At 71.4% G+C, this 23,545-nt stretch carries 20 protein-coding genes; 10 read left to right on the top strand and 10 right to left on the bottom strand.

What is annotated here, in order from left to right; genetic code table 11:
* Positions 1-94 precede the first annotated feature (94 nt).
* Positions 95-544, bottom strand: coding sequence for an MGMT family protein (locus ACFW9O_RS24475; protein WP_384612122.1), 450 nt, complete (start codon positions 542-544; stop codon positions 95-97).
* 221 nt (positions 545-765) lie between these two features.
* Between ACFW9O_RS24475 and ACFW9O_RS24470 the strand changes: the two genes are divergently transcribed.
* From ACFW9O_RS24470 to ACFW9O_RS24460, 3 genes are all read left to right on the top strand, one after another.
* Positions 766-3,558: a lysylphosphatidylglycerol synthase domain-containing protein gene (locus ACFW9O_RS24470; protein ID WP_384612120.1), complete on the top strand. Its 2,793-nt coding sequence runs from the start codon at positions 766-768 to the stop codon at positions 3,556-3,558.
* Positions 3,559-3,661: 103 nt separating this feature from the next.
* Positions 3,662-5,257 carry an alpha/beta hydrolase gene (locus tag ACFW9O_RS24465; protein ID WP_384612118.1) on the top strand — a complete coding sequence of 532 codons (1,596 nt, stop codon included), beginning with the start codon at positions 3,662-3,664 and terminating at the stop codon, positions 5,255-5,257.
* A gap of 89 nt (positions 5,258-5,346) precedes the next feature.
* Positions 5,347-6,906 (top strand): alpha/beta hydrolase, encoded by a 1,560-nt coding sequence (locus ACFW9O_RS24460; RefSeq protein ID WP_384612116.1) that lies wholly within the window; start codon positions 5,347-5,349, stop codon positions 6,904-6,906.
* A gap of 61 nt (positions 6,907-6,967) precedes the next feature.
* Here the strand turns inward: ACFW9O_RS24460 and moeZ are convergent, their stop codons facing one another.
* The 7 genes from moeZ to ACFW9O_RS24425 all read right to left on the bottom strand — a co-directional run bounded on the left by moeZ (position 6,968) and on the right by ACFW9O_RS24425 (position 16,012).
* Complete coding sequence (gene moeZ, locus ACFW9O_RS24455; protein ID WP_351167916.1) at positions 6,968-8,146, bottom strand: adenylyltransferase/sulfurtransferase MoeZ; 1,179 nt, start codon at positions 8,144-8,146, stop codon at positions 6,968-6,970.
* A gap of 84 nt (positions 8,147-8,230) precedes the next feature.
* A complete protein-coding gene (locus ACFW9O_RS24450) occupies positions 8,231-9,055 on the bottom strand; it encodes a spherulation-specific family 4 protein (protein ID WP_384612114.1) in 825 nt (274 codons plus the stop codon).
* Complete coding sequence (locus ACFW9O_RS24445) at positions 9,043-10,008, bottom strand: NAD-dependent epimerase/dehydratase family protein (RefSeq protein ID WP_351167912.1); 966 nt, start codon at positions 10,006-10,008, stop codon at positions 9,043-9,045. The genes ACFW9O_RS24450 and ACFW9O_RS24445 overlap by 13 nt, the downstream gene beginning before the upstream one ends.
* 133 nt (positions 10,009-10,141) lie before the next feature.
* Positions 10,142-11,416 (bottom strand): hypothetical protein, encoded by a 1,275-nt coding sequence (locus ACFW9O_RS24440; RefSeq protein ID WP_384612112.1) that lies wholly within the window; start codon positions 11,414-11,416, stop codon positions 10,142-10,144.
* Between the two features lie 34 nt (positions 11,417-11,450).
* Positions 11,451-13,253, bottom strand: a complete 1,803-nt coding sequence (locus ACFW9O_RS24435) for a DUF3492 domain-containing protein (RefSeq protein ID WP_384612337.1) — start codon at positions 13,251-13,253, stop codon at positions 11,451-11,453.
* Between the two features lie 444 nt (positions 13,254-13,697).
* Positions 13,698-15,038 carry a DUF3152 domain-containing protein gene (locus tag ACFW9O_RS24430; protein WP_384612110.1) on the bottom strand — a complete coding sequence of 447 codons (1,341 nt, stop codon included), beginning with the start codon at positions 15,036-15,038 and terminating at the stop codon, positions 13,698-13,700.
* A gap of 8 nt (positions 15,039-15,046) precedes the next feature.
* The gene (locus ACFW9O_RS24425; protein WP_351167906.1) at positions 15,047-16,012 is read right to left on the bottom strand and encodes an alpha/beta hydrolase; all 966 of its coding nucleotides are present in this window, start codon (positions 16,010-16,012) and stop codon (positions 15,047-15,049) included.
* A gap of 110 nt (positions 16,013-16,122) precedes the next feature.
* Here ACFW9O_RS24425 and ACFW9O_RS24420 point away from each other — a divergent pair, with 110 nt between their 5' ends.
* The 4 genes from ACFW9O_RS24420 to ACFW9O_RS24405 all read left to right on the top strand — a co-directional run bounded on the left by ACFW9O_RS24420 (position 16,123) and on the right by ACFW9O_RS24405 (position 17,996).
* Positions 16,123-16,338 (top strand): hypothetical protein, encoded by a 216-nt coding sequence (locus ACFW9O_RS24420; protein ID WP_384612108.1) that lies wholly within the window; start codon positions 16,123-16,125, stop codon positions 16,336-16,338.
* A 168-nt stretch (positions 16,339-16,506) separates the two neighbouring features.
* A complete protein-coding gene (locus ACFW9O_RS24415) occupies positions 16,507-17,148 on the top strand; it encodes a TetR/AcrR family transcriptional regulator (RefSeq protein ID WP_384612106.1) in 642 nt (213 codons plus the stop codon).
* A gap of 136 nt (positions 17,149-17,284) precedes the next feature.
* A complete protein-coding gene (locus ACFW9O_RS24410; protein ID WP_329207656.1) occupies positions 17,285-17,512 on the top strand; it encodes a DUF3107 domain-containing protein in 228 nt (75 codons plus the stop codon).
* A 211-nt stretch (positions 17,513-17,723) separates the two neighbouring features.
* Entirely contained in the window at positions 17,724-17,996 is a 273-nt protein-coding gene (locus ACFW9O_RS24405) for a hypothetical protein (RefSeq protein ID WP_384612104.1), read from the top strand.
* 9 nt (positions 17,997-18,005) lie between these two features.
* On the opposite strand, the gene ACFW9O_RS24400 is transcribed toward ACFW9O_RS24405, so the two are convergent.
* Positions 18,006-18,752: a ferritin-like fold-containing protein gene (locus tag ACFW9O_RS24400; protein ID WP_384612102.1), complete on the bottom strand. Its 747-nt coding sequence runs from the start codon at positions 18,750-18,752 to the stop codon at positions 18,006-18,008.
* Between the two features lie 474 nt (positions 18,753-19,226).
* Here ACFW9O_RS24400 and ACFW9O_RS24395 point away from each other — a divergent pair, with 474 nt between their 5' ends.
* Complete coding sequence (locus tag ACFW9O_RS24395; protein ID WP_384612100.1) at positions 19,227-21,218, top strand: DEAD/DEAH box helicase; 1,992 nt, start codon at positions 19,227-19,229, stop codon at positions 21,216-21,218.
* 102 nt (positions 21,219-21,320) lie between these two features.
* Entirely contained in the window at positions 21,321-22,184 is an 864-nt protein-coding gene (locus ACFW9O_RS24390) for an alpha/beta fold hydrolase (protein WP_384612099.1), read from the top strand.
* 26 nt (positions 22,185-22,210) lie between these two features.
* Here the strand turns inward: ACFW9O_RS24390 and ACFW9O_RS24385 are convergent, their stop codons facing one another.
* On the bottom strand, positions 22,211-23,122 hold the full coding sequence (locus ACFW9O_RS24385) for an NYN domain-containing protein (protein WP_351167892.1): 912 nt from the start codon (positions 23,120-23,122) through the stop codon (positions 22,211-22,213).
* Positions 23,123-23,331: 209 nt separating this feature from the next.
* Between ACFW9O_RS24385 and ACFW9O_RS24380 the strand changes: the two genes are divergently transcribed.
* Positions 23,332-23,484, top strand: coding sequence for a hypothetical protein (locus ACFW9O_RS24380; protein WP_384612097.1), 153 nt, complete (start codon positions 23,332-23,334; stop codon positions 23,482-23,484).
* Positions 23,485-23,545 lie beyond the last annotated feature (61 nt).

The following is a 23,545-nucleotide window of genomic DNA, read 5'->3' as shown; positions in this document are numbered from 1 at the left end:
GCTGCGTCCCTCGTCACGTGTGCACCCCGCGGAACCGGCTCGCGTCCCGTACCGGCCCGGCGCATGTCTCCGGGGCGTGCGATGGCCGAAGCTGTCAGATGTGAGCTTCCTCGCCCCCGGCCGGACCGTGGTCCGGACCGCTGCCCGGACGGCCCGTCGCGTCCGTGACTCCGTCCCACCTGGCGCGCTTCATGTCGAGGCGCGGGAGATGCCCGTCCGCGCTGCGCGAGGCTTCGCGCAGCGGTGTGCCCTCCTCGCGGTAGTGGTCGAGTGCCCGCAGCTCGTGCCCCGGGAGCAGTGCCCCGTCGGACCGCACGACACGCCACCACGGCACCGCGGAGCCGTACAGCGCCATCACCCGGCCGACCTGTCTCGGTCCGCCGTCGCCGAGCCACTCCGCCACGTCGCCGTACGTCATGACGCGGCCGGGCGGGATCAGGTCGGCGACGTCCAGGACCCGCTCCGCGTACTCGGGCAGCTCGGCGTCCATGGGGTCCTGCGGCGCCGCACCGGCGGCGCCGCCGCTCGTCCGGTCTTTGCTCATCCGACACATCCTGCCGTACGCCACCGACAGTCGTGCCGGTTCGGTGTCGTCCTGATCACACAGCGTGCACGTGGGGGCAAAGGAGCGTATGTTGCGCATCGCGCGCCCGTGCAATGCACCCTGATGCCCCCCTCTGTCTGCAGGCCGTGCCACCATCATGCGGGCGGTGACCGGTGATACGAGAACACGAAGACCAATCAGAGGCGACGAAGGAGCAGGGCGTGCAGCCACCGAAGGCGGCCGACGCCTCTGATGCGGAGCCGCGCCCGAACGCGCCCGACGCCCCGGATGAGCAGACCGCCGCCGCGGACGCGCGGGCCGACGCCCCGGACGAGCGGACCGCCGCGGACGCCGGGAACACTCCCGGAACCGAGGGGGAGCACCTCGCGGGCTCGACCCTCGCCACGGCCGACGCGGGGCTGACCGACCGCGTGTCGGGTGACGAGCCGCTGCTGCCCGCCCGTGTGCACCGCCCCTCCGATCTGCTGCGGCTCCTCGTCGGTGTCCTCGCGATCGTCCTCCTCTTCTCCATCGCCGCCTTCGCCCAGGGCACCACCACCGGCCTCGAGGACGACATCTCCAAGGGCACCGACCAGGCGCCCGACCTGCTGATCAAGATCGCCGGACTGGTGTCCAGCATCGCTGTGCTGCTCGTACCCGTCGCCTTCGCGATCGAGCGTCTGGTCAAACGTGACGGGCTGCGCATCGCGGACGGCGTGCTCGCCGCCGTGCTGGCCCACGGGGTCACGCTGGCCACCGACCTCTGGGTCGCGAGATCGGCGTCCGGGACCATCCGGGACGCGCTGACCCAGCCTCAACCCGGTGACGCGCTCACCGATCCCGTGCACGGTTACCTCGCCCCCGTCATCGCCTACATGACTGCGGTGGGCATGGCGCGCAGACCGCGCTGGCGGGTCGTGCTCTGGGTGGTGCTGCTCCTGGACGCGTTCGCGATGCTGGTCGGGGGCTACACCACACCGTTCTCGATCATCCTGACCGTGCTGATCGGCTGGACCGTGGCGTACGGCACGCTGTACGCGGTCGGCTCGCCGAACGTCCGTCCGACCGGCCAGCACCTGATGGCCGGTCTGCGCCACGTCGGCTTCCGCCCGGTCGCCGCGATGCGCACCGAGGACGCAGTCGACAACGCCGACCAGAGCGACCGCGGCCGCCGCTATCTGGTCACCCTGGAGGACGGTCCACCGCTCGATGTGACGGTCGTCGACCGAGAACAGCAGGCACAGGGCTTCTTCTACCGGGTGTGGCGCCGGCTCACCCTGCGCAGCATCACCCAGCGCCGCTCCATCCAGTCGCTGCGCCAGGCTCTGGAGCAGGAGGCGCTGCTCGCGTACGCGGCGATCGCCGCCGGGGCGAACGCGCCCAAGCTGATCGCGACCTCCGAGCTCGGTCCCGACGCCGTGATGCTGGTGTACGAGCACATCGGCGGGCGCTCGCTGGACTCGATGGAGGACGAGGAGATCACCGACGACCTGGTGCGCGGCGCCTGGCGGCAGGTCAAGGCGCTCCAGTCGCGGCGGATCGCGCACCGCAGGCTCACCGGCGACGCGATTCTGGTGGATCGTTCCGGCACGGTGTTCGTCACGGACCTCCGCGGCGGTGAGATCGCCGCCGGCGACCTGATCCTGCGCATGGACGTCGCCCAGCTGCTGACCACCACGGGGCTCCGGGTGGGCGCCGAACGGGCGGTGGCCGGGGCGCTCGCCGTGCTCGGTCCCGACGCCGTCGCCGACAGCCTGCCGCTGCTCCAGCCGATCGCGCTCAGCCGTTCCACCCGGGCCACGCTGCGCCGGATCGCCCGCGAGCGCTCGCAGCGCGAGCGCGAGGCGGTGCTCGAGGCCTCCCAGTCGGCCAAGCAGGCCAAGGCGGACGGGCAGGACGAAGCGGCGGCCGGCGACCGCAAGACGGCACGCAAGTCGCTGCGCACCGAGAAGCAGGCCGAGAAGCGGGCGATCGACGATGCCCTGGACGAGGCACGCGAGGAGGATCTGCTCGCCCAGATCCGCCGGCAGGTGCTGCTGATCCGGCCGCAGGCGCCGGTCGAGCCGGTCCGGCTCGAACGCATCAAGCCGCGCACCCTGTTCAGCTTCATCGCAGGTTCGATCGCCGCGTACTTCCTGATCTCGCAGGTCACCGAGGCCGACTTCGGGACGGTCGTCGAGCAGGCGGAGTGGGGCTGGGTCGCGGCGGCGCTGGGCTTCTCCGCCCTCAGCTACATCGCGGCGGCCATGAGCCTGCTGGGCTTCGTGCCGGAGCGGGTGCCGTTCGGCAAGACGGTGCTGGCGCAGGTGGCCGGGTCGTTCGTGAAGATCGTCGCACCGGCGGCGGTCGGGGGCGTGGCCCTGAACACCCGCTTCCTGCAGCGCGCCGGAGTACGTCCGGGGCTCGCCGTCGCGAGTGTCGGCGCCTCCCAGCTGTTCGGGCTCGGCTGCCACATCCTGCTGCTCGCCCTGTTCGGCTATCTGACCGGTACGGAGAAGACGCCGGACTCGCTCACCCCGTCGAGAACGGTCATCGCGGGGCTTCTCACCGTCGCGGTGCTCGTCCTGGTGGTGACCGCGATCCCCTTCATGCGGAAGTTCATCGTGACCCGGGTGCGGTCGCTGTTCGCCGGGGTCGTGCCCCGCATGCTCGACGTCGTGCAGCGCCCGCAGAAGCTGGTCACCGGCATCGGCGGCATGCTGCTGCTGACGGGCCTGTTCGTGCTCTGCCTGGACGCGTCGATCCGCGCGTTCAGCGGTCCCGACGTACCGCAGCTCAGCTACGCGAGCATCGCGGTGGTCTTCCTCGCGGGCAACGCCCTGGGATCCGCGGCGCCCACCCCGGGCGGTATGGGCGCGGTCGAGGGCGCGCTGACCCTGGGTCTCATCGCGGTGGGCCTGCCCAAGGAGGTCGCGGCGCCGGCGGTGCTCCTGTACCGCGTGATGACGCTGTGGCTGCCGGTGCTTCCCGGCTGGATCTGTTTCAACCAGCTGACCCGGAAGGGCGAGCTCTAGAGCGCGTCTCAGCCCACGCTCCGGAACAAACCGCACGGGGCGCGTGCCACCCGCATGGACCGTGCCCCGCGCGCTCCCCCGTGCCCCGCCGCACGATGGGTTCATGAGGACCTCTCCCGCCCTGCGTGCCGCTGCCCTCGCCGCCACCACCGTCGTACTGCTGCCGCTGGCCGCCTGTTCCGACGACGACAGCGGGAGTACGGACCGGGCGAGGCCCTCCACGGCATCGACCGCCTCCCCCACGGCGACGGCGGAGAATCTGTCCTCCCAGAAGCTCGACTGGCAGCGCTGCCCGGCCCCGAACGAGGCCCAGGGCAGTGGGACCTCTCCCTCCCCGCTGCCGGGCGGGACGGTATGGGAGTGCTCCTTCATGGACGTACCGCTCGACTACGCGGAGCCGGACGGCAGGACCATCGAAATGGCGCTCGTCCGCGCCAGGGCCAGGAACCAGGACCGCAGGATCGGCTCCCTCATCTTCAACTTCGGCGGACCGGGCGCGTCCGGGGTCGCCACCCTGCCGTCCTTCGGAACGGAGTACGAGACGCTCCGTACCCGCTACGACCTGGTGAGCTTCGACCCGCGCGGGGTGGGCCGCAGCGAGGGCGTCGCCTGTTCGGACGACGAGGAACTCGACGCGCGGTACGAGATGGACGGCACTCCGGACGACGCCGCCGAGGAGAAGGCCTTCATCAAGGACCAGAAGTCCTACATCGCGGACTGCGAGGAGAACTCCGGCGAGGTGCTGCCCTTCGTCGGTACGACGAACGCCGCCAGGGACATGGACCTGCTCCGCGAAGTGCTCGGCGACGACAAGCTGTACTACTTCGGGATCTCGTACGGAACGGAACTGGGCGGTGTCTACGCCCACCAGTTCCCGAAGAAGGTCGGCCGCATGGTCCTGGACGCCGTCGTCGACCCGACGGAGAACTCCAAGCAGTCCTCGCTCGGCCAGGCCGAGGGCTTCCAGCTCGCCCTGGACAACTTCACCGCCGACTGCGCGGAGCGCGACGACTGCAGGCTCCCCGGTAACACCTCGCAGGAGGTCCAGGACTGGATCGCCGCACTCCTCGCCAAGCTGGAGAAGGAGCCCGTCCCGGGGCTCGGCGAACGCGAACTGACGCAGACCCAGGCCACCACCGGCATCGCGTCGGCCCTCTACTCCCAGGAGACGTGGCCGCTGCTCGAACAGGGTCTCGACGAGGCGGACGGTGACAACGGTGGGCTGCTGCTCGCGCTCGCCGACTCGCTGAACGGCCGCACCGAGGACGGCCACTACGACAACTCGAACGCCGCCAACACGGCCATCAACTGCGCGGACTCCAAGGAGCGTTTCACCCTGGAGCAGACCAGGGCTGCACTCCCCGAGTTCCGCGAAGCCTCCCCCGTCTTCGGCGACTACCTGGGCTGGGGACTCATGGCCTGCACCGGCTGGCCCGTCGCGGGCGCCTGGGACACCCCCGACGTCAGCGCCCCGGGTTCGGCACCCATCCTGGTCATCGGCAACACCGGGGACCCGGCGACGCCGTACGCGGGCGCCAAGGCGATGGCGGCCGAACTCGGCAAGGGGGTCGGGATCGCGCTCACGTACAAGGGCGAGGGGCACGGCGCGTACAACGGCGGCAGCGTCTGCGTGCAGAGGGCGGTGGACGGTTATCTGCTGAACGGGAAGGTACCGGCCACGGGCACGGTCTGCGAATGACAGCCCTTAGCATGACCGGGCATCCGTAACGCCCGTGTGCGTCGGCCGCCTTCGCGGAATCGGCCTCGGGCAAGGGGGAGGGAACGCACATGCGTGTACGCGGACGGGCCGCCAGGACCGTTGCCCTGGCCGGGGCGGCCCTGCTGACGGCAGGAGCGCTCGCAGGGTGCGACAGCCCCGCACCCCAACCGGCGTCCTCGAAGTCGCCGTCCCCGGACACGGCGTCCGCGCGGCCCGGCTCCCCGGCGTCCTCCTCATCCGCGCCCCAGAAGCTGAACTGGAAGCGCTGCGAAGCCCCGGAGGGCGGCAGAGCGCCCGGTACGGCCTGGCGGTGCGCCACCGTCGACGTCCCGCTGGACTACGCACGCCCGGACGGCGACACGATCGGCATCGCTCTGATCCGCAAGCAGGCCACGGAGAAGAGCCGGCGCATCGGCTCCATGCTCTTCAACTTCGGCGGACCCGGGGGCTCCGGCGTCGACATCCTGCCGCGTGCCGCCGGTTCGTACGGAAAACTCAACACCCGCTACGACCTCGTCGGCTTCGATCCCCGCGGCGTCGCCGGCAGCGCCGGGGTCCGCTGCCGCAGCGACGAGGAGCAGGAAAAGGCCTACCGCGCGATCGACATGACCCCGGACACGGCTGCGGAGGAAACCGCGTTCGTCAAGGACGGTGCGGACTTCGGCGCCGGCTGCGAACGTCGCTCCGGCAAGGTGCTCCCCCACGTCGGCACGACGAACGCGGCCAGGGACATGGATGTGATCCGCAGGACGCTCGGCGACGGGAAGCTCTCCTACTTCGGCATCTCGTACGGGACGGAGCTCGGCGGAACGTACGCCCATCTCTTCCCGGAGAACGTGGGACGGGTCGTGCTGGACGCGGTCGTCGACCCGACGGCGGACACGGTGGGCCACGCGCGCAACCAGGCGACGGGATTCCAGCGGGCGCTGGAGAACTACCTCAAGGACCGCGGCCAGGACCCGGAGGCGGGCACGGAGCGGATAGCGGCGCTGCTGCGGCGCATCGACGCCGACCCCCTGCCGACCTCCTCGGGCCGTAGGCTCAACGAGACGCTCGCCATCACCGGCATCGTGACCCCTCTGTATTCGAAGAGCGGCTGGCCGACCCTGACGGACGCGCTCGACGAGGCCCAGAACAGTGGCACGGGCGACGGGCTGCTCCGGCTGGCCGACTCGTACAACGGCCGTGACGAGAACGGACACTACGACACCCAGAGCCATGCGCAGCGGGCGATCTCCTGCGCCGACACCAAGTCCAGGCCGACGGCGTCCGAGGCGCGGGCGCTGCTGCCCGAGTTCCGCGAACTGTCGCCGGTCTTCGGCCCGTTCCTGGCGTGGGACACGGCCGGATGGTGTGCCCGATGGCCGGTCGAGGGGGAACACGACACGCCGGAGGCGAGCGCTCCGGGCGCCGCGCCGATGCTCGTCATCGGTACGACCGGCGACCCGGCGACACCGTACGAGGGTGCGCAGAAGATGGCCGACGAGCTGGGTGAGGGAGTCGGCATCATGGTGACCAACAAGGGTGAGGGGCACGGCTCGTACGACGAGAGCAGGTGCGTGACCTCGCTCGTCGACGCCTACTTCCTGGACGGGAAGGTCCCGGCGGACGGCCGTACCTGCGGCTGACGGCCCCATGCGAAAGGGGCCGGCTCCTCACGGAGCCGGCCCCTTTCGTACAGCGGAAGACCTAGTAGACCGGCTTCTCGGGCTCGATCTGGTGGACCCAGCCGATCACGCCGCCGCCGACGTGCACCGCGTCGGCGAAGCCCGCCGACTTGAGGACCGCGAGGACCTCGGCGCTGCGGACACCCGTCTTGCAGTGCAGGACGATGCGCTTGTCCTGCGGAAGGTCCTGGAGCGCGTTGCCCATCAGGAACTCGTTCTTCGGGATCAGCTTGGCGCCCGGGATCGAGACGATCTCGTACTCGTTCGGCTCGCGGACGTCGATGATCTCGATCTTCTCGTCCCCGTCGATCCACTCCTTGAGCTGCTTGGGAGTGATCGTGGAGCCGGCCGCCGCCTCCTGGGCCTCCTCGGACACGACGCCGCAGAAGGCTTCGTAGTCGATGAGCTCGGTGACGGTGGGGTTCTCGCCGCAGACCGCGCAGTCCGGGTCCTTGCGGACCTTGACCTGGCGGTACTGCATCTCCAGGGCGTCGTAGATCATCAGCCGGCCGACCAGCGGGTCACCGATGCCGGCGAGCAGCTTGATGGCCTCGTTGACCTGGATGGAGCCGATGGACGCGCAGAGCACGCCCAGGACACCGCCCTCGGCGCAGGACGGGACCATGCCGGGGGGCGGCGGCTCCGGGTAGAGGCAGCGGTAGCAGGGACCGTGCTCGGACCAGAAGACGGACGCCTGGCCGTCGAAACGGTAGATCGAACCCCAGACGTACGGCTTGTTCAGCAGGACCGCGGCGTCGTTGACGAGATAGCGGGTGGCGAAGTTGTCCGTGCCGTCCACGATCAGGTCGTACTGGGCGAAGATGTCCATCACGTTCTCGGCTTCGAGCCGCTCCTCGTGAAGGACGACGTTCACCAGCGGGTTGATCCCCAGCACCGAGTCCCTGGCCGACTGGGCCTTGGACCGGCCGATGTCGGCCTGGCTGTGGATGATCTGGCGCTGCAGGTTCGACTCGTCGACCTCGTCGAACTCCACGATGCCGAGCGTGCCGACACCGGCCGCGGCCAGGTACATCAGGGCCGGCGAGCCGAGCCCGCCGGCGCCGACACAGAGCACCTTCGCGTTCTTCAGCCGCTTCTGTCCGTCCATCCCGACATCCGGGATGATCAGGTGGCGGGAGTACCTGCGGACCTCGTCGACGGTGAGCTCAGCAGCTGGCTCGACCAAGGGTGGCAGCGACACAGGAACCTCAACAATGCAGGTGGTCGGTTTCTACGTACTTCATCTACGTACGGTTGTTCTGCCGTAACACTGCCACGCCGCTCCTCATTCCGAGATACCGGGTCCGATCCGCGAGACGAATTCGTCCCAGTAGCTGGGCAGTGCCGCGAATGGGTCGGTTTGTCCTCGCCTGCCGTCACGATCGGTGAAGAAGATCGTGCCCGCGCCCTGCCAGCGCGCGACGCGCATGGCCTCCTCGAGGTGGGTGCGCGGAACCCCGTGGACGAAGTGGGCGAAGCGGCCCGGCTCGTACGCGGCGGTCCACTCGGCCACCTGTGACCAGCGGTAGTCGGTCCACGGTCCGCGGAAGGTGACCAGCTGGTCGGCGGCCTCGGCGTAGCCGGGATGCGGGTGGGTGCCGTGCCCCAGGACCAGCATGCCGCCCCCGCCCGTGCCGTCGCGGTCCTCCAGGAGCGCGCCCAGGGTGCTGGTGAGCCTGCGGACCGCCGGCAGGCCGGCGCGCTCGGCGGGGCAGCGGTCGAGATAGAAGCCGCCGACCCGGTACCAGTCGAGGAAGGACTGGGCGTCGGCGACCAGTTCCCCGAAGGGGCGGCCGCCGAAGGCCAGGTCGAGGTGGCCGAGCAGCCGGCCGCCCGCCGCGCGGACGGCGTCGTCGGGAGCCTCTCCGTGCAGGGCCCGTTCCCGGGCGTTACGGAGGCGCCCCGCCGCCTCCAGACAGTGCGGGTCGGGTCGGGCACCCGGCCCGTTGTCGATGTTGAGGACCGCCCAGTGCAGGGGTGTGCCGGGGCGATTGAGCTCGGCCCACTCGGTGCGGGCGAGCAGCGGATGGGCGTAGCCGGGGACGCCGACGCCGAGCCCCTCGGCGCCGCTGGTCCGCAGGGTGACGTCGGTGCTGGTCAGATACGGCATGCCGCCTCCATCCAGATGTCGGCCAGGGACTCCTCCAGATTGATCCGGGGGCGCCAGCCGAGCCTGTCCCTGGCGGTGCGCACGTCGGCCTGCTGCCATGCGCCGCAGCCGTCCGGATACGGGGACGGGGTCGCGCCGAGATGTTCGACGACGGACTCCGCGGAGGTCCGGGGGGCGCCGATCGGAAGCCGGGCCGGCGGCGCGTCGAGCTCGTGGAGGGCGCCCGCGTATCCGGCGACCCTGGCGAGGACCGCCGCGGCGTCACGCAGCCGTACGGCTCTGCCGGTCCCGATGTTGACGACGCCCTGGGCGGCGGACAGCGAGGCGGCGTGGACGGCTCGCGCCACGTCCCGTACGTCGACGAAGTCGCGCTGTACGCCGAGGCCGCTGAGCTTGAGCTCGGGGTCGCCGGACTGCATGGCTCGGCGCATCGTCTCGGCGAGCCTGCCGAGCGGGGAGCCCGCCGGGGTGCCGGGCCCGACCGGTGAGAAGACCCGTAGGACGACCGCGTCCAGGCCGGAGCCGAGGACGAGTTCGGTGGCGGCGAGCTTGCTGACGCCGTACGGGCCCCCTGGACGGGGCACGGCGTCCTCGGGGGTCGACGAGCCGGGCTGCGAGGGCCCGTACTCGGATGCGCAGCCGACCTGGACGAGCCGGGCGCTGCAGCCGCTGCGCCGCATGGCTTCGCAGACGGTGGCGACGGCGACGGTGTTGTGGCGGGTGAGGTCGCGTGCGCCGCCGCGGGTGGCACCCGCGCAGTTGACGACGACTCCGGGGTGGACCGCGTCCAGGAAGCGGGTGAGCGCTCCGGGACTTCCGCCGGCGAGGTCGAACCGTACGTCGGCGTCGTCGCCGCGGCCGAGCGCCGTGAGGTGCACGGCGGGGTCGGCGAGCAGGCGGTCGGCGACGAAGCGGCCGAGGAATCCGTTGGCTCCGAGCAGCAGAACCCTCATCGCGCGCCCCCTGAGTGCCGACGGCGGGCTGCCGGTGCGAGGGATTGGGGGGTCATGTCCGGTGTCTCCTTGAGGAAGGTGTGGTGCGGGAGGAAGGTCCGCGGCGTCGGCTCCGCGGATGGGCGGTCTCTGGTTACGCCGTGGCGTGGGCGGAAGCCCGGGAGAGCGCGACCGAGGCGTGGATCAGCAGGCCGAGGGCGGCGACGCCGCAGGCCAGGGTGGGTACGCCTCCGGCGCCGGCCGCCATGACGAGGGCCTCGACGGGCCGGGCGAGGAGGTCGAGACCGGGCAGCCGCCCGGCCAGGATCAGGAAGGGAGCGGCCACTTCGACGGCACAGGCCGCGGCGAGTCCGGTGGCGGCGGGTTCGGGGAAGCCGTGGACGGCCAGCAGGCGGGCCAGGAAGAGCAGGGCTCCGAGCGCGGCTGGGGCGAGAGGGGCTCCGCCGCCCCCGTGGCCGAGACCGGCGAGGAACAGCAGAGCGGCCAGCGCGCACAGGAAGACGGCGACGAGGCCGAGGAGCAGCGGGCGTACACCGGCGCCGAACTCCGCCAGTCCGTGGCTGCCGGCGAGTCGTCGGCGGGCGTGTACGGCGAACAGGTGCGTGCACCAGGCGGCGGGGGCCACGGACAGCGCCAGCCCGAGCACAGGGGCGGGCGCCGCCGTCCAGCGTCCGTCGGGACCACCGCTGATGACCTGGCCGAGCAGGTCGTCGCCGTACACCGCGTAGCCCAGGAGCCAGCAGACGTACAGCGTGACGCCGCCGACGCCGCCCGGGGCGCGCAGGGGGCCGGTCCGCAGGCAGAGCCGGAGCCCCAGGACGACGAGCAGCGCCCCGACGGCGGTCACCGCGAACCGTGTCTCCCCGTCGAGCACCCCTTCGGTGGCCCTGAGCGCCCCGACGGTCGCGAGGCACGCGGCGCCGGGCAGCAGCGCGAGCAGGGTCCAGCCGGCGCGCGTCTCGGTGTCGGGCCCCGGCTGCGGGACGTCGGAGGGTGCGGGCCGCGCCGTGCCCGGTACGCGTGCGTAGAGCTCCTCCGCGAGCGAGAAGACGTCACGGTGCCGGTAGCGGGCGGCGGTGCGGTCGGTGAGCCCGTGGGCCTCCAGGCCGGCTGCGATCTCCAGGGGGTCGACGGCCCGCTCGCAGAGGTCCCGGTGCCGGTGCATGAGCAGCTTCACGGGGTCGGCGGGGCCGCGCCGCACGGCGGGCCTGCGGGCGGGGTGGTAGGCGATCTCCGGGGCGCGGACGCCGGGGGCTGCCTGCTCCGGGGCATCGCCGTCGGCCGTCGCGGTCGTCCCGCCGTCCGCGTCGTCGGTGGCCGTGGCGGACAGCGAGTCGGTCGCGGTGGCTTCCGGAGCGCGTTCCGGCAGCGCGGCGGTTCCGTCCCGGACGTCGGTCGGTCTGCCCATCGTGGGTCCTCCGTGGTCATGGCCGGTCAGGTCGTCACGCATCGCGGTCCCCCACTCGGCGTGCGCCCGCGCACACGCCCTCCTCGGCCCCGACGGCCCAGCTCGGCACCCGGGGGGCGCCCGACGCCACCGGGGCGGGAGGCAGTTGACCCAGCACATGGGCCTCCGGGGGTGTGGCGAAGGGGCGTGGTGGGCTGTCGGGGTCCTCAGGACCCGCTGTCGCAGCCCACGGGGCCGGGGAATGCATGACGAGGTCCAGGTAAATGCCGCGAAATGCCGCGAGGTTCTGCTCGACGGTGAAGAGTTCGAGCGCCCGGGCGCGCGCCGCGGCTCCGAGTCGTGCGCGGCGCTCGGGGTCGCGCAGCAGCGCGACGCAGGCGTCGGCGAGTGCCCGGGGGTTGCGCGGGGGCACCACGAGTCCCGTGCCGCCGATGACTTCGACGACGGCGCCGACATCCGTCGAGACGGTGGCCCTGCCGCAGAACATCGCCTCGACCAGGCTGATGGGGAAGCCCTCGACCACGCTGGACAGGACGACGACACCGCCCGCGGCGTAGGCGTTCGCGAGGTCGGGTACCTCGGGACCGCCGATCTCCTCGAAGGTGATCGGGCAGTCGCCCACGGTGTGCGCGTCCGTCGCCTCGTCGGGGAAGAGCTCGGCGGCGAGCGCCCGGCAGTGCGCGAGGTAGGTGTTCCCCTCGCAGCCCTGGGCCGGGGCCCCGAAGATGCGCAGCCGCGCGCCCGGTTCGGCCCGGCGCACCTCGGCGAAGGCGTGCAGCAGGGCGATCAGGTCCTTGGCGGGTTCGATCCGTCCGATCCAGACGAGCGTGTCCGGACCACCGTCGTCGTCCCCCTCCCCGACGGCCCCGAAGCGCTCCGCCTCCATGCCCGGGTAGACGGTGCGCAGCTTGGAGCGGTCGGCCCCGCACCGCTCCTGCCAGCGGCGGACATGGGTGTTGCCGGGCGTGATGACCGTGGCCTGCCGGTACACCTCGGAGGCCATCTGCCCGTGGAAGTTGGCCAGCAGGGCGCGCACCGGCGCACCGAACGGCGCCTCGGGCGCGGCCAGATAGTGCGTCCGCAGCGGTACACCGTGTTCCGTGACCAGCAGCGGCACTCCGAAGAAGCGTTTGGCCAGCAGCCCGGGGAGGGCCGCGGCGCCACCTGAGGCCGCGTGGCAGAGGTCGACCGCCCCGAGGCTCTCCTCGTCGTACCAGTCGAGGGAGAGCGGGCGCAGGGCGCGCTCCAGTTCGGCGGCGAAGGCGAGGTAGTCGGGAACGGTCGCGCCGTGCAGGGTCCGTCCGGTTCCCGGGGCGCGGCACGCCGACTCCACGATCCCGGCGGTCACCTCGGAGCGCAGCGCGGTGTGCAGGCCACCGCGCTCCCGGGCCAGTTCGGCCAGGCCGTAGAGGCCGTCGGTGAAGCGGTCCGCCGATGTGGCGTACGCGGCCGCCTGCCCGGTGTCCTCACCGGTCTCGGCGGCGGCGTCGCCTCCCGCGCAGACGGCGTCGACCAGCGCCGTCACGTGCGACGTGAAGCGCCGCCGGTCACGCCGCCCGTACGAGCGCCCCAGACCGGTGGCGAGCCTGCCGGGCAGCCCTCTCGGACGGAATCCGTGCCGGGCTTCGTCGTCGTGCGTCCACAGCGGCGCCGTCCGCACCCGCGCGACCCGGTCCGGGAGCCTCACCCAGCCCTGTTGTTCCTGGTGGGCGGAGCGGCTGAGCGCGAAGAGGTCGAACTCGTGCTGGGGCAGACCGCGGACCAAGCGGTCGCACCAGAGTCTGGACTCACCGGTCGCATACGGATAACCACCGTCCGTGAGGAGTCCGATCCGCACGAGCACACCCCCGATCTCCCTTGTGGGCGGCCGCCGTTGATCGGCGACTCACAGCGGGACGACCGTAAGCGGATACGCCGGTGGCACGACGGACGGTTGTCCGTCGCACCACCGAAAGGGGTGAACCACCGTAACTTTCCCGCCCCCGTCGCGTTCTGTCGCGATAAGGTGCCGTTCGGTTACAGGGCGTCAGGCTGCGGCCAGTCCCTTGCGGGTGTCGCGAGCCACGGCCGCACGTGCCGGATCGAGCGCCGGAACAGCCGCCAGGAGTTGCTTCGCGCGCAGGTCCCGCGGGGATCGGCGCACCTGGTCGACCGTGAACTTCCGCCCCGGACCGGGGAAGGAGACCGAGCACCGGAATGCCGCGCCTGCGGACGCATACGCCCGGGCGCGGCATTCATGACCGGGGAGCCCCGGAAAAAGGCGAAGGGAGGTCCGGCCGGCTCAACTGCCGGGATGCACCCACGGATTGGGCTTGCACTTGATGCCGTCCAGCTCCAGCGTCTTGGTCTGCTGCTGCATGACGGGCGCCAAGGCGCCGGGAGTTCGGCAGCTCACATGATTGTGTCCGAGCCGGTGCCCGACCTCGTGGTTGATCAGCATCTGACGGTAGGCCAGAAGACTGTCCGGACCGAAGGTCGAGGCGCCCTGGGCCCAGCGGTACGCGTTGATCATGACGCGGTCCGTGGCGGCGGAATCGCAGGAGACGTTGTCCTCCGTGGTGTCCAGACCCGATTTCTCGCACCAGATCCCGGTGGTGCCCGGGCTGGCGAGCGTGATCACGAAATCGGGCTCGCCGGAGGAGATCCGCTCGAAGGTCATGGCACCGTTGTGCGCCCAGCTGCGGTCGTCGTTGAGCGTCTTCTGCACGGCCTCGGCAAAAAGGGCCGCATCGAGACCGAGACCCTTCTCGACATCGATCCGGTACCGGTACTTGTGCCCCTTGCCGGGTGCCTTCGCCAGCCCGGGGACGGCTTCGAACTTCCCGGACCCCTTGAGCGTCGGGGTGAGCGGGAAGGGCTCGGCCATCTTCTCCGCGTACGTCAGGGGCTTGGCCTCCACCTGCTGAGGCTGCGCCTGGGGGGTCTGCCGCTCCACGGAGCGTGAGGTGTCCTCGGGGCCCTGCCGCTCGACGCCCGCGGCCTTCGACGCGACCGAGGAGTCACCCCCCGAGTCCTGTGCGACCTGTCCGGCCACCACGACCGCGAGCACCGTGGTCACCGCGGCGGCCGCGATCCCGGTGAAGGCGCGGCCCTTGCCTCCCCTGCCCTCCCGGGCACCGGCGCCCGGGGCGTCCCCGGATCCGTCGGACCCTTCGGCCTCGTCGGGCTGCCCCGCCGACGGCGCGGTGGGCCCGTCCGTACTGTCGAACGCGTCGACGAACTCCCTGCGCGGGCCCGGTATCAGCGGCGTCCCACCGGTCTGCGGCCCTGCGGCCGGGCGCCGGTCGGCCGCGCGCTGCGCCGCCTGCTGGGCCGTCAGCTGCCGCGCCACGGCCTGCCTGGCGTAGGCCTGCTGACCGGGGGCGAGCCCCTGCCAGTCGCCGTACCGCTGCTGAGTGCCGGTGCCCCAGCCGCCGCCGGGCTCGCGCTGCTCGGGATGGCCGCCGCGTGCCTGCGGGACTTCGTGGAACGGCGTGTGACCGCCCCCCGCGGAAGGTGCGGCGGAGTCCAGCCTGCGCCGCCCGGTGCCGGATTCGGAGCGGGCCGTGCCGCGTTCGCCGCCGGCCGCGGCCCCGGTATCGCGCCCTTTGGCCACCGGGCCTTTTCGACTGTGTCGTCCCACGCCCCGGATCAGCTCCCGCCGCACTCGTCGAGCAGTTCCCGGAACGCCTGGGCGACCGCCTCCGGGTACTCCATCATCGCCACGTGCCCCGCGTCGGGCAGTGTCAGCAGCCGCGAGTCACGGAAGGCCGCGGACGCTCTGCGTGCCATCCGGTACGAGACGAGCTGGTCCCGTCCGCCGTACACGAGCTGGGTCGGTGCGAGCACCCGCTCGGCCTGGCGCCACAGCCCGTGCTGTCCGCCCAGAGTGTAGGCATCGACGATGCCACGTGCCGAGCGCGTCATGACGTCCCAGAAGTACGGCAGCTCCAGCCGTCTCTCCATCTCGGCCACCGCGTGACGGAAGGCTTCCTCGGAGATACGTGCCGGATCGCCGTAACAGAGTGCCATGACACTGCGGGTGCGCTGTTCCGCGGTCCACCCCCGGGTGAGCCTGGAGAACAGGGAAGCGACGCCCGGGAGTGCGAGCAGCCCGGTCGGCACGGCCGGCCGCTGCACCCGGATCTCGGGCAGGGCGGGCGAGATCAGCGTCAGGGTGCGCACCAGATCGGGGCGGACTGCCGCGACCCGGGTGGCAACGGCGCCGCCCAGAGAATTCCCGAAAAGGTGAACGGGTCCGCGCCGCCCCGCGTCCAGCAGCCGGATCACGGCCCGGGCGTGTCCGGTGACCGAGTAGTTGCCGTCGTCCGGCGGCGGGGAGTCCCCGAAGCCCGGAAGGTCGACCGCCTCCCCGTCGACCACGTCCGCGAGCATCGGCATGAGGGCCGACCAGTTCTGGGACGAGCCGCCGAGCCCGTGCACGTAGAGAGCGGGAGCGAGCCCCGCCGTCGCCCCGGGGCGGGCACGGACGGTCAGCGTGAGGCCGGGCAGCGCGACGGAGCGAAGCTTCTCACCCTCCGCGACCCTCACAGCACTGACCGTGGGAGCCAGCGCGGCGGCGGCGGCGCGGGTACCGGGCAGCTCGGTCGAAGACATGCGGCAATGTTACGAGACGATCACGCGCTGGTTCATGTGTTCGCCGTCACAGGCCGCATAGCGCCCCCGAAGGGTTGCTCCTAGGCTTCAAGGGAAGGAAGGGAGCCATCATGACGGTCGACCCGAGCGACCCGGAGACCTTCGAGGACGCTCAGCCCGACGAACCGGACCAGGAAGCCCCCGAAGCCGACGCCGCGGAACAGCACGCCGACATCCGGCAGGAGCGCGACGAACCGCTCACCGACATCGACCGGGACGCGGCAAACGAGGCGGATGCGGCGGAGCAGGCCCGCGTTGTCGCACAAGATGAGGACGATTACCGGTAATACGACCTGCTTTGCGGCATCACCTGGCACATCTGTGGCTACCGCAGCAGTCCGGTCCGTGAAATTCTGCGTCCGCGCCGCGCACACCCGGGTTACTCAAAAGTACGATGGCTGCACGGCGCAGCGTGTACTGAACGGCTGTGCTTGATCACAAATTTGGGAGGCGGCGTGACAGCCATCGAGCAGACAGAGGCAGCGCGCCCGCGGGGCACTCGCCTGCCCCGCCGCGCCCGACGTAATCAGCTGCTGGGCGCTGCGCAGGAGGTCTTCGTCGCGCAGGGCTACCACTCCGCCGCCATGGACGACATCGCGGAGCGGGCCGGTGTCAGCAAGCCGGTGCTCTACCAGCACTTCCCCGGCAAGCTGGAGCTCTATCTGGCCCTGCTCGACCAGCACTGCGAGTCGCTGCTCCAGTCGGTCCGCACGGCCCTTGCCTCGACGACGGACAACAAGCTGCGCGTGGCGGCCACGATGGACGCCTACTTCGCGTACGTGGAGGACGAGGGCGGCGCCTTCCGCCTCGTCTTCGAGTCCGACCTGACTAACGAGCCGGCGGTCCGCGAGCGGGTCGACCGCGTCTCGCTGCAGTGCGCCGAAGCGATCTCCGACGTCATCGCGGGCGACACGGGTCTGTCCAAGGACGAGTCGATGCTGCTCGCGGTCGGCCTGGGCGGTGTCTCCCAGGTGGTGGCGCGGTACTGGCTCTCCAGCCGGTCCGGCATTCCGCGTGACACCGCGGTACAGCTGTTGACCTCGCTCGCATGGCGGGGCATCGCCGGATTCCCGCTGTACGGCACCGATCAGCACTGAGTCCCCGGCGCGGCAGGCGCCGGTGTTCGCTGCGGGCGTTGCCGGTCGACCCGTGGTCGCTCCGTTCACCGGGCTAATGTGTGCTGCGTACGGCGCGGTTCACCGCGCGGAGACGGACCGTCGGAGGGACATAGCCGTGGAGGTCAAGATCGGGGTGCAGCACACGCCCCGGGAGATCATTCTGGAGAGCGGGCTTTCCGCCGAAGAGGTCGAGAGCGCGGTCGGCGAGGCGCTCAGCGGCAAGGCGCAGCTGCTCAGCCTCACGGACGACAAGGGCCGCAAGGTCCTGGTGCCGGCCGACCGGATCGCGTACGTGGAGATCGGCGAGCCCAGCACCCGGCGGGTGGGGTTCGGCGCGCTGTAGGTCGCGCGACCCGAAAGACAGCGGAAGAGGCCCGGCGGACAACATCCGCCGGGCCTCTTCCGCTGTCCCCGTTTTCCCGTCCCAACCGTTTCACCACCGGTTTTCCCCCGGAGGAGTTTCCCGGGGGCAGGGGAGGGTTGCATTCCGCGGCCCCGGGTAATACCGCCTACAACCGATCTGCCCGCCGCACAATCGAGCGAGGTGACACTCTGTGCTCTGGGAATCCATCAGCTCCGTCGTGCTCGGACTCGCACTGTCCTGGGTCGCGCTCCGCAGGCTGCCCGGCCGGCTGCCGTCCCACCGCACCGTGCTCGTCACCGGAGCGCTCGGCGCCCTGTTCGGGGCGTATCTGACGCACTCGGCGCTGGGCTCCGGTCATGTCCTGGCGACACCGGTCGGCGCGGTGCTGGTCGGGGCGGTGACCCTGTCGCTGCTCATCCGCCCGCGCGGCAGCAGGCCGGTCCGGTCCGCGGCGGCCCAGTAGGCGCGTCGGTCAGGCCGCCAGGCCGAGTGCGGCCATCCGCTTGGTGTGGGCCTCGGTGATCCTGGAGAACATCCGGCCGACCTCGGCCAGGTCGAAGCCGTCCGCGACTCCGCCCACGAGCATCGTCGAGAGGGCATCGCGGTCGGCGACCACCCGCTGGGCCTGGGAGAGCGCCTCCCCCATCAGCCGTCGGGCCCAGAGCGCGAGCCGGCCGCCCACACGGGGTTCCGCCTCGATGGCGGCCCGTACCTTCTCGACCGCGAAGTTCCCGTGCCCCGTGTCGTCGAGCACGGACAGCACGAGGGAGCGGGTGTCGGTGTCGAGGCGCGCCGCGATCTCACGGTAGAAGTCGCTGGCGATCGAGTCGCCGACGTACGCCTTGACGAGGCCCTCGAGCCAGTCCGAGGGGGCGGTCTGCCGGTGGAAGTCGTCCAGCGCCTTGGCGAACGGCTCCATGGCCGCCGTCGGCTCCTCCTCGATCGCGGTCAGCCGGTCCGTCAGCTGCTCGAAATGATGGAATTCGGCGGACGCCATCTTTGCCAGTGCCGCCTTGTCGCCGAGTGTCGGCGCGAGTTTCGCATCCTCGGCGAGCCGCTCGAAGGCCGCCAGTTCGCCGTAGGCGAGCGCGCCCAGCAGATCCACGACTGCGGCACGGTACTGCGGGTCGGTGGACGCGGTGGCCCAGTCCTGGGCGGCGATCCCGGTGGGTGCGGGGGCTTCGTCGGATGCTTCAGTGGCGTTGTCAGGCGTCTCCATGGAGCGCAGAATAGCCCGCCCGTCCCAGGACGGAAGGGCCTGGTCAGCCGGAGACATCACACCGTTCCGATGAATTCGCCCAACACACATGCGCGAATCCGGGGTACAGTGGTATTGCGCTTACTGAGCATTTTCATGTGCCAGAAGCGCGACCTTGAATGAGGATGCCCGGTCGGTGGCCCGATCGGCTCCGACCCGACAGCCCTCCACGCGGTGTGTACGACACGTACGACCGCAGCTGAGGGGCCCCCTCAGCGGCACGAGCGCTCGAGCGACGGCAGTGGTCCCGCGCCACCCGGCCCATCCACGGCCGGATGACCAACCCCGGCACGGTACGACCCCCAGCGTTCGCCTCGGACCGCGTCTCACAGAAGAGGCAGCACCCTGACTACCTTCCGCGACCTCGGAATCCTTACCGAGACGGCCGAAGCCCTTGAGGCCGTCGGCATCACGTCCCCCTTCCCGATCCAGGAGATGACGCTCCCCGTAGCGCTCTCCGGGTCCGACGTCATCGGCCAGGCCAAGACCGGCACCGGCAAGACGCTCGGTTTCGGTCTTCCGCTCCTGGAGCGTGTGACCGTCCCCGCCGACGTCGAGTCGGGCCGCGCCGCGCCGGAGAAGTTGACCGACGCGCCGCAGGCCCTCATCGTCGTCCCCACCCGCGAGCTGTGCCAGCAGGTCACCAACGACCTGCTCACCGCCGGCAAGGTCCGTAACGTCCGCGTTCTCGCGATCTACGGCGGCCGGGCGTACGAGCCCCAGGTCGAGGCCCTCAAGAAGGGCGTCGACGTGATCGTCGGCACCCCGGGCCGTCTGCTCGACCTGGCCGGCCAGCGCAAGCTCGACCTCTCGCACATCCGCGTCCTCGTCCTCGACGAGGCCGACGAGATGCTCGACCTGGGCTTCCTGCCCGACGTCGAGCGCATCATCACGATGCTGCCGCCGAAGCGACAGACGATGCTGTTCTCGGCCACCATGCCGGGCGCAGTGATCTCTCTCGCGCGCCGCTACATGTCGCAGCCGACGCACATCAACGCCACGTCGCCCGACGACGAGGGCACGACCGTCAAGAACACCGCGCAGCACGTCTACCGCGCGCACAACATGGACAAGCCGGAGATGCTCTCCCGCATCCTCCAGGCCAACGGACGCGGACTGGCCATGGTCTTCTGCCGTACGAAGCGCACGGCCGCCGACATCGCCGACCAGCTGGAGAAGCGCGGTTTCGCGTCCGGCGCGGTCCACGGCGACCTCGGCCAGGGCGCCCGTGAGCAGGCGCTGCGCGCGTTCCGCAACGGCAAGGTGGACGTCCTCGTCTGCACCGATGTCGCCGCGCGCGGTATCGATGTCGAGGGTGTGACCCATGTCATCAACTATCAGTCGCCGGAGGACGAGAAGACGTACCTCCACCGCATCGGCCGCACCGGCCGCGCGGGCGCCAAGGGCATCGCGATCACGCTGGTCGACTGGGACGACATCCCGCGCTGGCAGCTGATCAACAAGGCCCTGGACCTGAAGTTCCCGGACCCGGTCGAGACGTACTCCACCTCGCCGCACCTGTACGAGGACCTCGACATCCCCGCGGGCACCAAGGGTGTTCTGCCTCGGACCGAGCGGACCCGTGCGGGCCTGCGGGCCGAGGAGCTCGAGGACCTCGGCGAGACCGGCGGCCGCGGCCGCAAGTCGGCCGCGACCGCCCCCGCACCTCGTGAGGAGCGCGCGCCGCGCACCCCGCGTCAGCGTCGTCGCACCCGTGGCGGCAGCGCTTCCGAGGAAGGCGCCGTCACCGTGCCCGCGCCGTCCACGGAGGCCGGCGAGGAGCAGACGGAAGCGCGTACCCCGCGCCGCCGTCGCCGTGCCCGCGTCGGCGCCCCCGAGGGCGTCGTGGAGTCCGCGGTGGCCGTGGCCGAGGCTCCGGCCGCGCCCACTGTCGTCGAGACCGCCGTGGCCGCACCCGTGGCCGAGGCCGAGCCGGAGGCCGACGCGAAGCCGCGCCGCCGCCGCGCCCGGACCACCACCGCGAAGGCGGTCGCCGAGACGGTGACGGTGGCCCCGGCCGCCGAGTCCGTGGTCGACTTCCAGACCGTGGCCGTTGCCGCGCCGGTGGCGGAGCCCGTCACCAAGCCCCGCCGCCGCGCCCGTGTCGTCAGGCCGGTCGTCGACGAGGTCGACTTCCAGATCGCTCCGGCGTCCGAGCCCGTGTCCGACACCAAGGCCCGCCGTCGGCCCCGTGCCGCCGCCAAGCCGAAGACCGAGGCGGTGGCCGCTGCTCCGGCCGCCTCCGAGGACACCGCGGAGACGAAGCCGCGCCGTCGCCGGCCGCGTGCCGCCGTGAAGGCTGAGGCCGGAGTCCCCGAGACCGTGCCGAGCGCTGCCGTGTCCGAGGACGAGGCGCCCGTGAAGCCGCGCCGTCGTCGTGCCCGCGCGACAACGGCTGCCGCCGAGGCGGCGACGACCGAGGGCTGATCACCCGAGCCCGTACCGTACGGCCCCGGTTCCCGCGCCCGCGGGGACCGGGGCCGTCGGCGTTCCCGGGCAGGGTGCCGCCACCGGCGATAACCTCGGCCCATGAGCCGGCCGCCCACCTTCGCCCCGCCCCCCTGTGCCCGTGCCCGCATGCTGCGTACCGCGCGCGGGGACTTCGCCGTACTGGACGCCGCACCGCGTACCGGAGCGCACTCGACCGCCCTTCTGCTGCCCGGGTACACCGGAAGCAAGGAGGACTTCATCGCCCTGCTCGAACCTCTTGCGGATGCCGGGTTCCGGGTGGTGTCCGTCGATGGCCGCGGCCAGTACGAGACCGAGGGGACGGACCGTCAGGAGTCTTACGCACAAGCCGAGTTGGCACGTGACGTGCTGGCCCAGGCCGCCGCGCTCACCGGCCCGGACGGCGCCACCGCAACCGGCGCGATCCATCTGCTCGGGCACTCCCTGGGCGGCCAGATCGCCCGCGCCGCGGTGCTGCTCGACACCTCGCCGTTCCGTTCGCTGACCCTGATGTCGTCCGGACCGGCCGAGATCGCCCCCGCCCAGCAGAAGAAGGCGCAGCTGCTCAGCGACGCCCTGACCCGCTGGAGCATGGCCGACGTCTGGCAGGCCATGCGCGCCCTCGATCCGCCCGAGGACGCGGACACCGGCGACGGCGAGGACCTGCGCCGCCGCTGGATGCGCCACCACCCCGCGCAGCTGATCGCCACGGGCGCCCAGCTCTCGGCCGAGCCGGACCGGGTGGCCGAGCTCGCCGCCCTGCCTCTGCCGGTACACGTGGTGTCGGGCGAGACCGACGACGTCTGGCCCGTGCCGCTGCTGGACGACATGGCGCGGCGGCTGGGTGCGCGGCGCACCGTGATCGAGGGAGCCGAGCACTCCCCCAACACGGCCAGGCCGGACATGACGGCGGCGGCGCTCGTCTCGTTCTGGAACAGCCTCTGATCCTCCGGAACAGCCCCCGGCAGGTGTCAGTACTGCGCCTGCAGGTGCTGCCAGAAGCCGTCGCGCAGCGCTCGCCGCAGATGTGCGTGGCCGCGCAGTGAGTGCTGGAGCAGCCGCTCGGCCTCGACGAGCAGGTCCTGGTCGACGGAGCCCGGCAGGTAGGGGTGCCCCGGCAGCAGGTCGGCGAGGGATTCCCGGCCGCGCGAGGAGAGCCAGGTCGCGGCGATCTGCGCGCCGACGAAGCGGACGTCCTCTCGGGCCGGTGCCGGGCTGTCGTCCTCGTACATCGTGACGGGGCGCCGGGTCACGTACGGGCGGCAGAAGTCGAGGTCGAAGGTGCGCTGGCTGTCGACCTCCCAGAGCAACGGCTCGGCCTGGTTGCGTCCTTCGCCGGCCTCGATGCCCCAGAGGTGGACGCGCGCCCCGTAGCCCTGTGCCGCCTCGACGGCCGAGACCAGGTCCTCGTCGCCGCCGACGAGTGCCGCGTCGCTGATGGCCCGGTGCCTGGCCAGCGACTCGAGGTCGGTCCGGATCAGGGAGTCGACGCCCTTCTGCTGGTTGTTGGCGTTGAGGTTGCCGAGCCTGACCTTGACGTCGGGGAGCTCGGCGATGGACTGCTGCTCGACCGTGTGGATCCGGCGCCTGGCCCCGTCGTACCAGTAGACGCGCAGCAGCCTGCTGTCCGCGAAGATCGTGCGGGCCTTGTCGATGAAGGCCTCGATCAGCCCTTCCGCGTCGAGGTCGAAGGAGCGGCGGTCCTCGGTACCGGTGACGAGCAGCCCGGCCGCGGCGTACACATAGCCCGCGTCCACGAAGATCGCGTGGGTGGAGGGCGTCTTGGACACCTCCGCGAGCACGCGCTGGAGCAGCGCGTTGGTGCGGTCCAGCTGCTCGCGGATGCCCGGTCCTTCGTCCGGCTGCGTGTCCGCGTGGTTCATGCGGTCCTCATTGTCTGCACATGTTCAGTTACTGAAGGGTACTTAGACATCCAAAAAATTTCCTTAGCGTAGGGAATGTTTGTAGAGGGCAAGCCGTTGTACCCCTGTGGAGCGCGAGACGCAGACGCCTTGCGCTCTTCATCCTTGCGGACGGCCAGCCCGTCCTCCCAGTAGTTCTCCAGCAGGAGGATCAGACGAAGGGAAGCCATATGCGCTTCGAGATCATGCGACTCGACGATGTCGACGGTACCGCCGTGGACAGCACCGTCGTGGACGCCGCCTCCGTCAACCGGTTCGTGCAGCAGGCCGCGGCAATAGGCCAGCGCATCTACATCCGGCCGGCCGACAGCCCGGCTTCGTAACGCCTCACATCGCTTTGCGCCGTTGAAGAGAAGCGCCCCCGCACGGAAGGTCTGTGCGGGG

Origin of the sequence: Streptomyces sp. NPDC059499, assembly GCF_042749285.1 — a bacterium.
Taxonomy (GTDB): Bacteria; Actinomycetota; Actinomycetes; order Streptomycetales; family Streptomycetaceae; genus Streptomyces.
The sequence above is the reverse complement of the archived record's forward strand: the minus strand, read 5'-3'. Positions and strand labels throughout refer to the sequence as shown.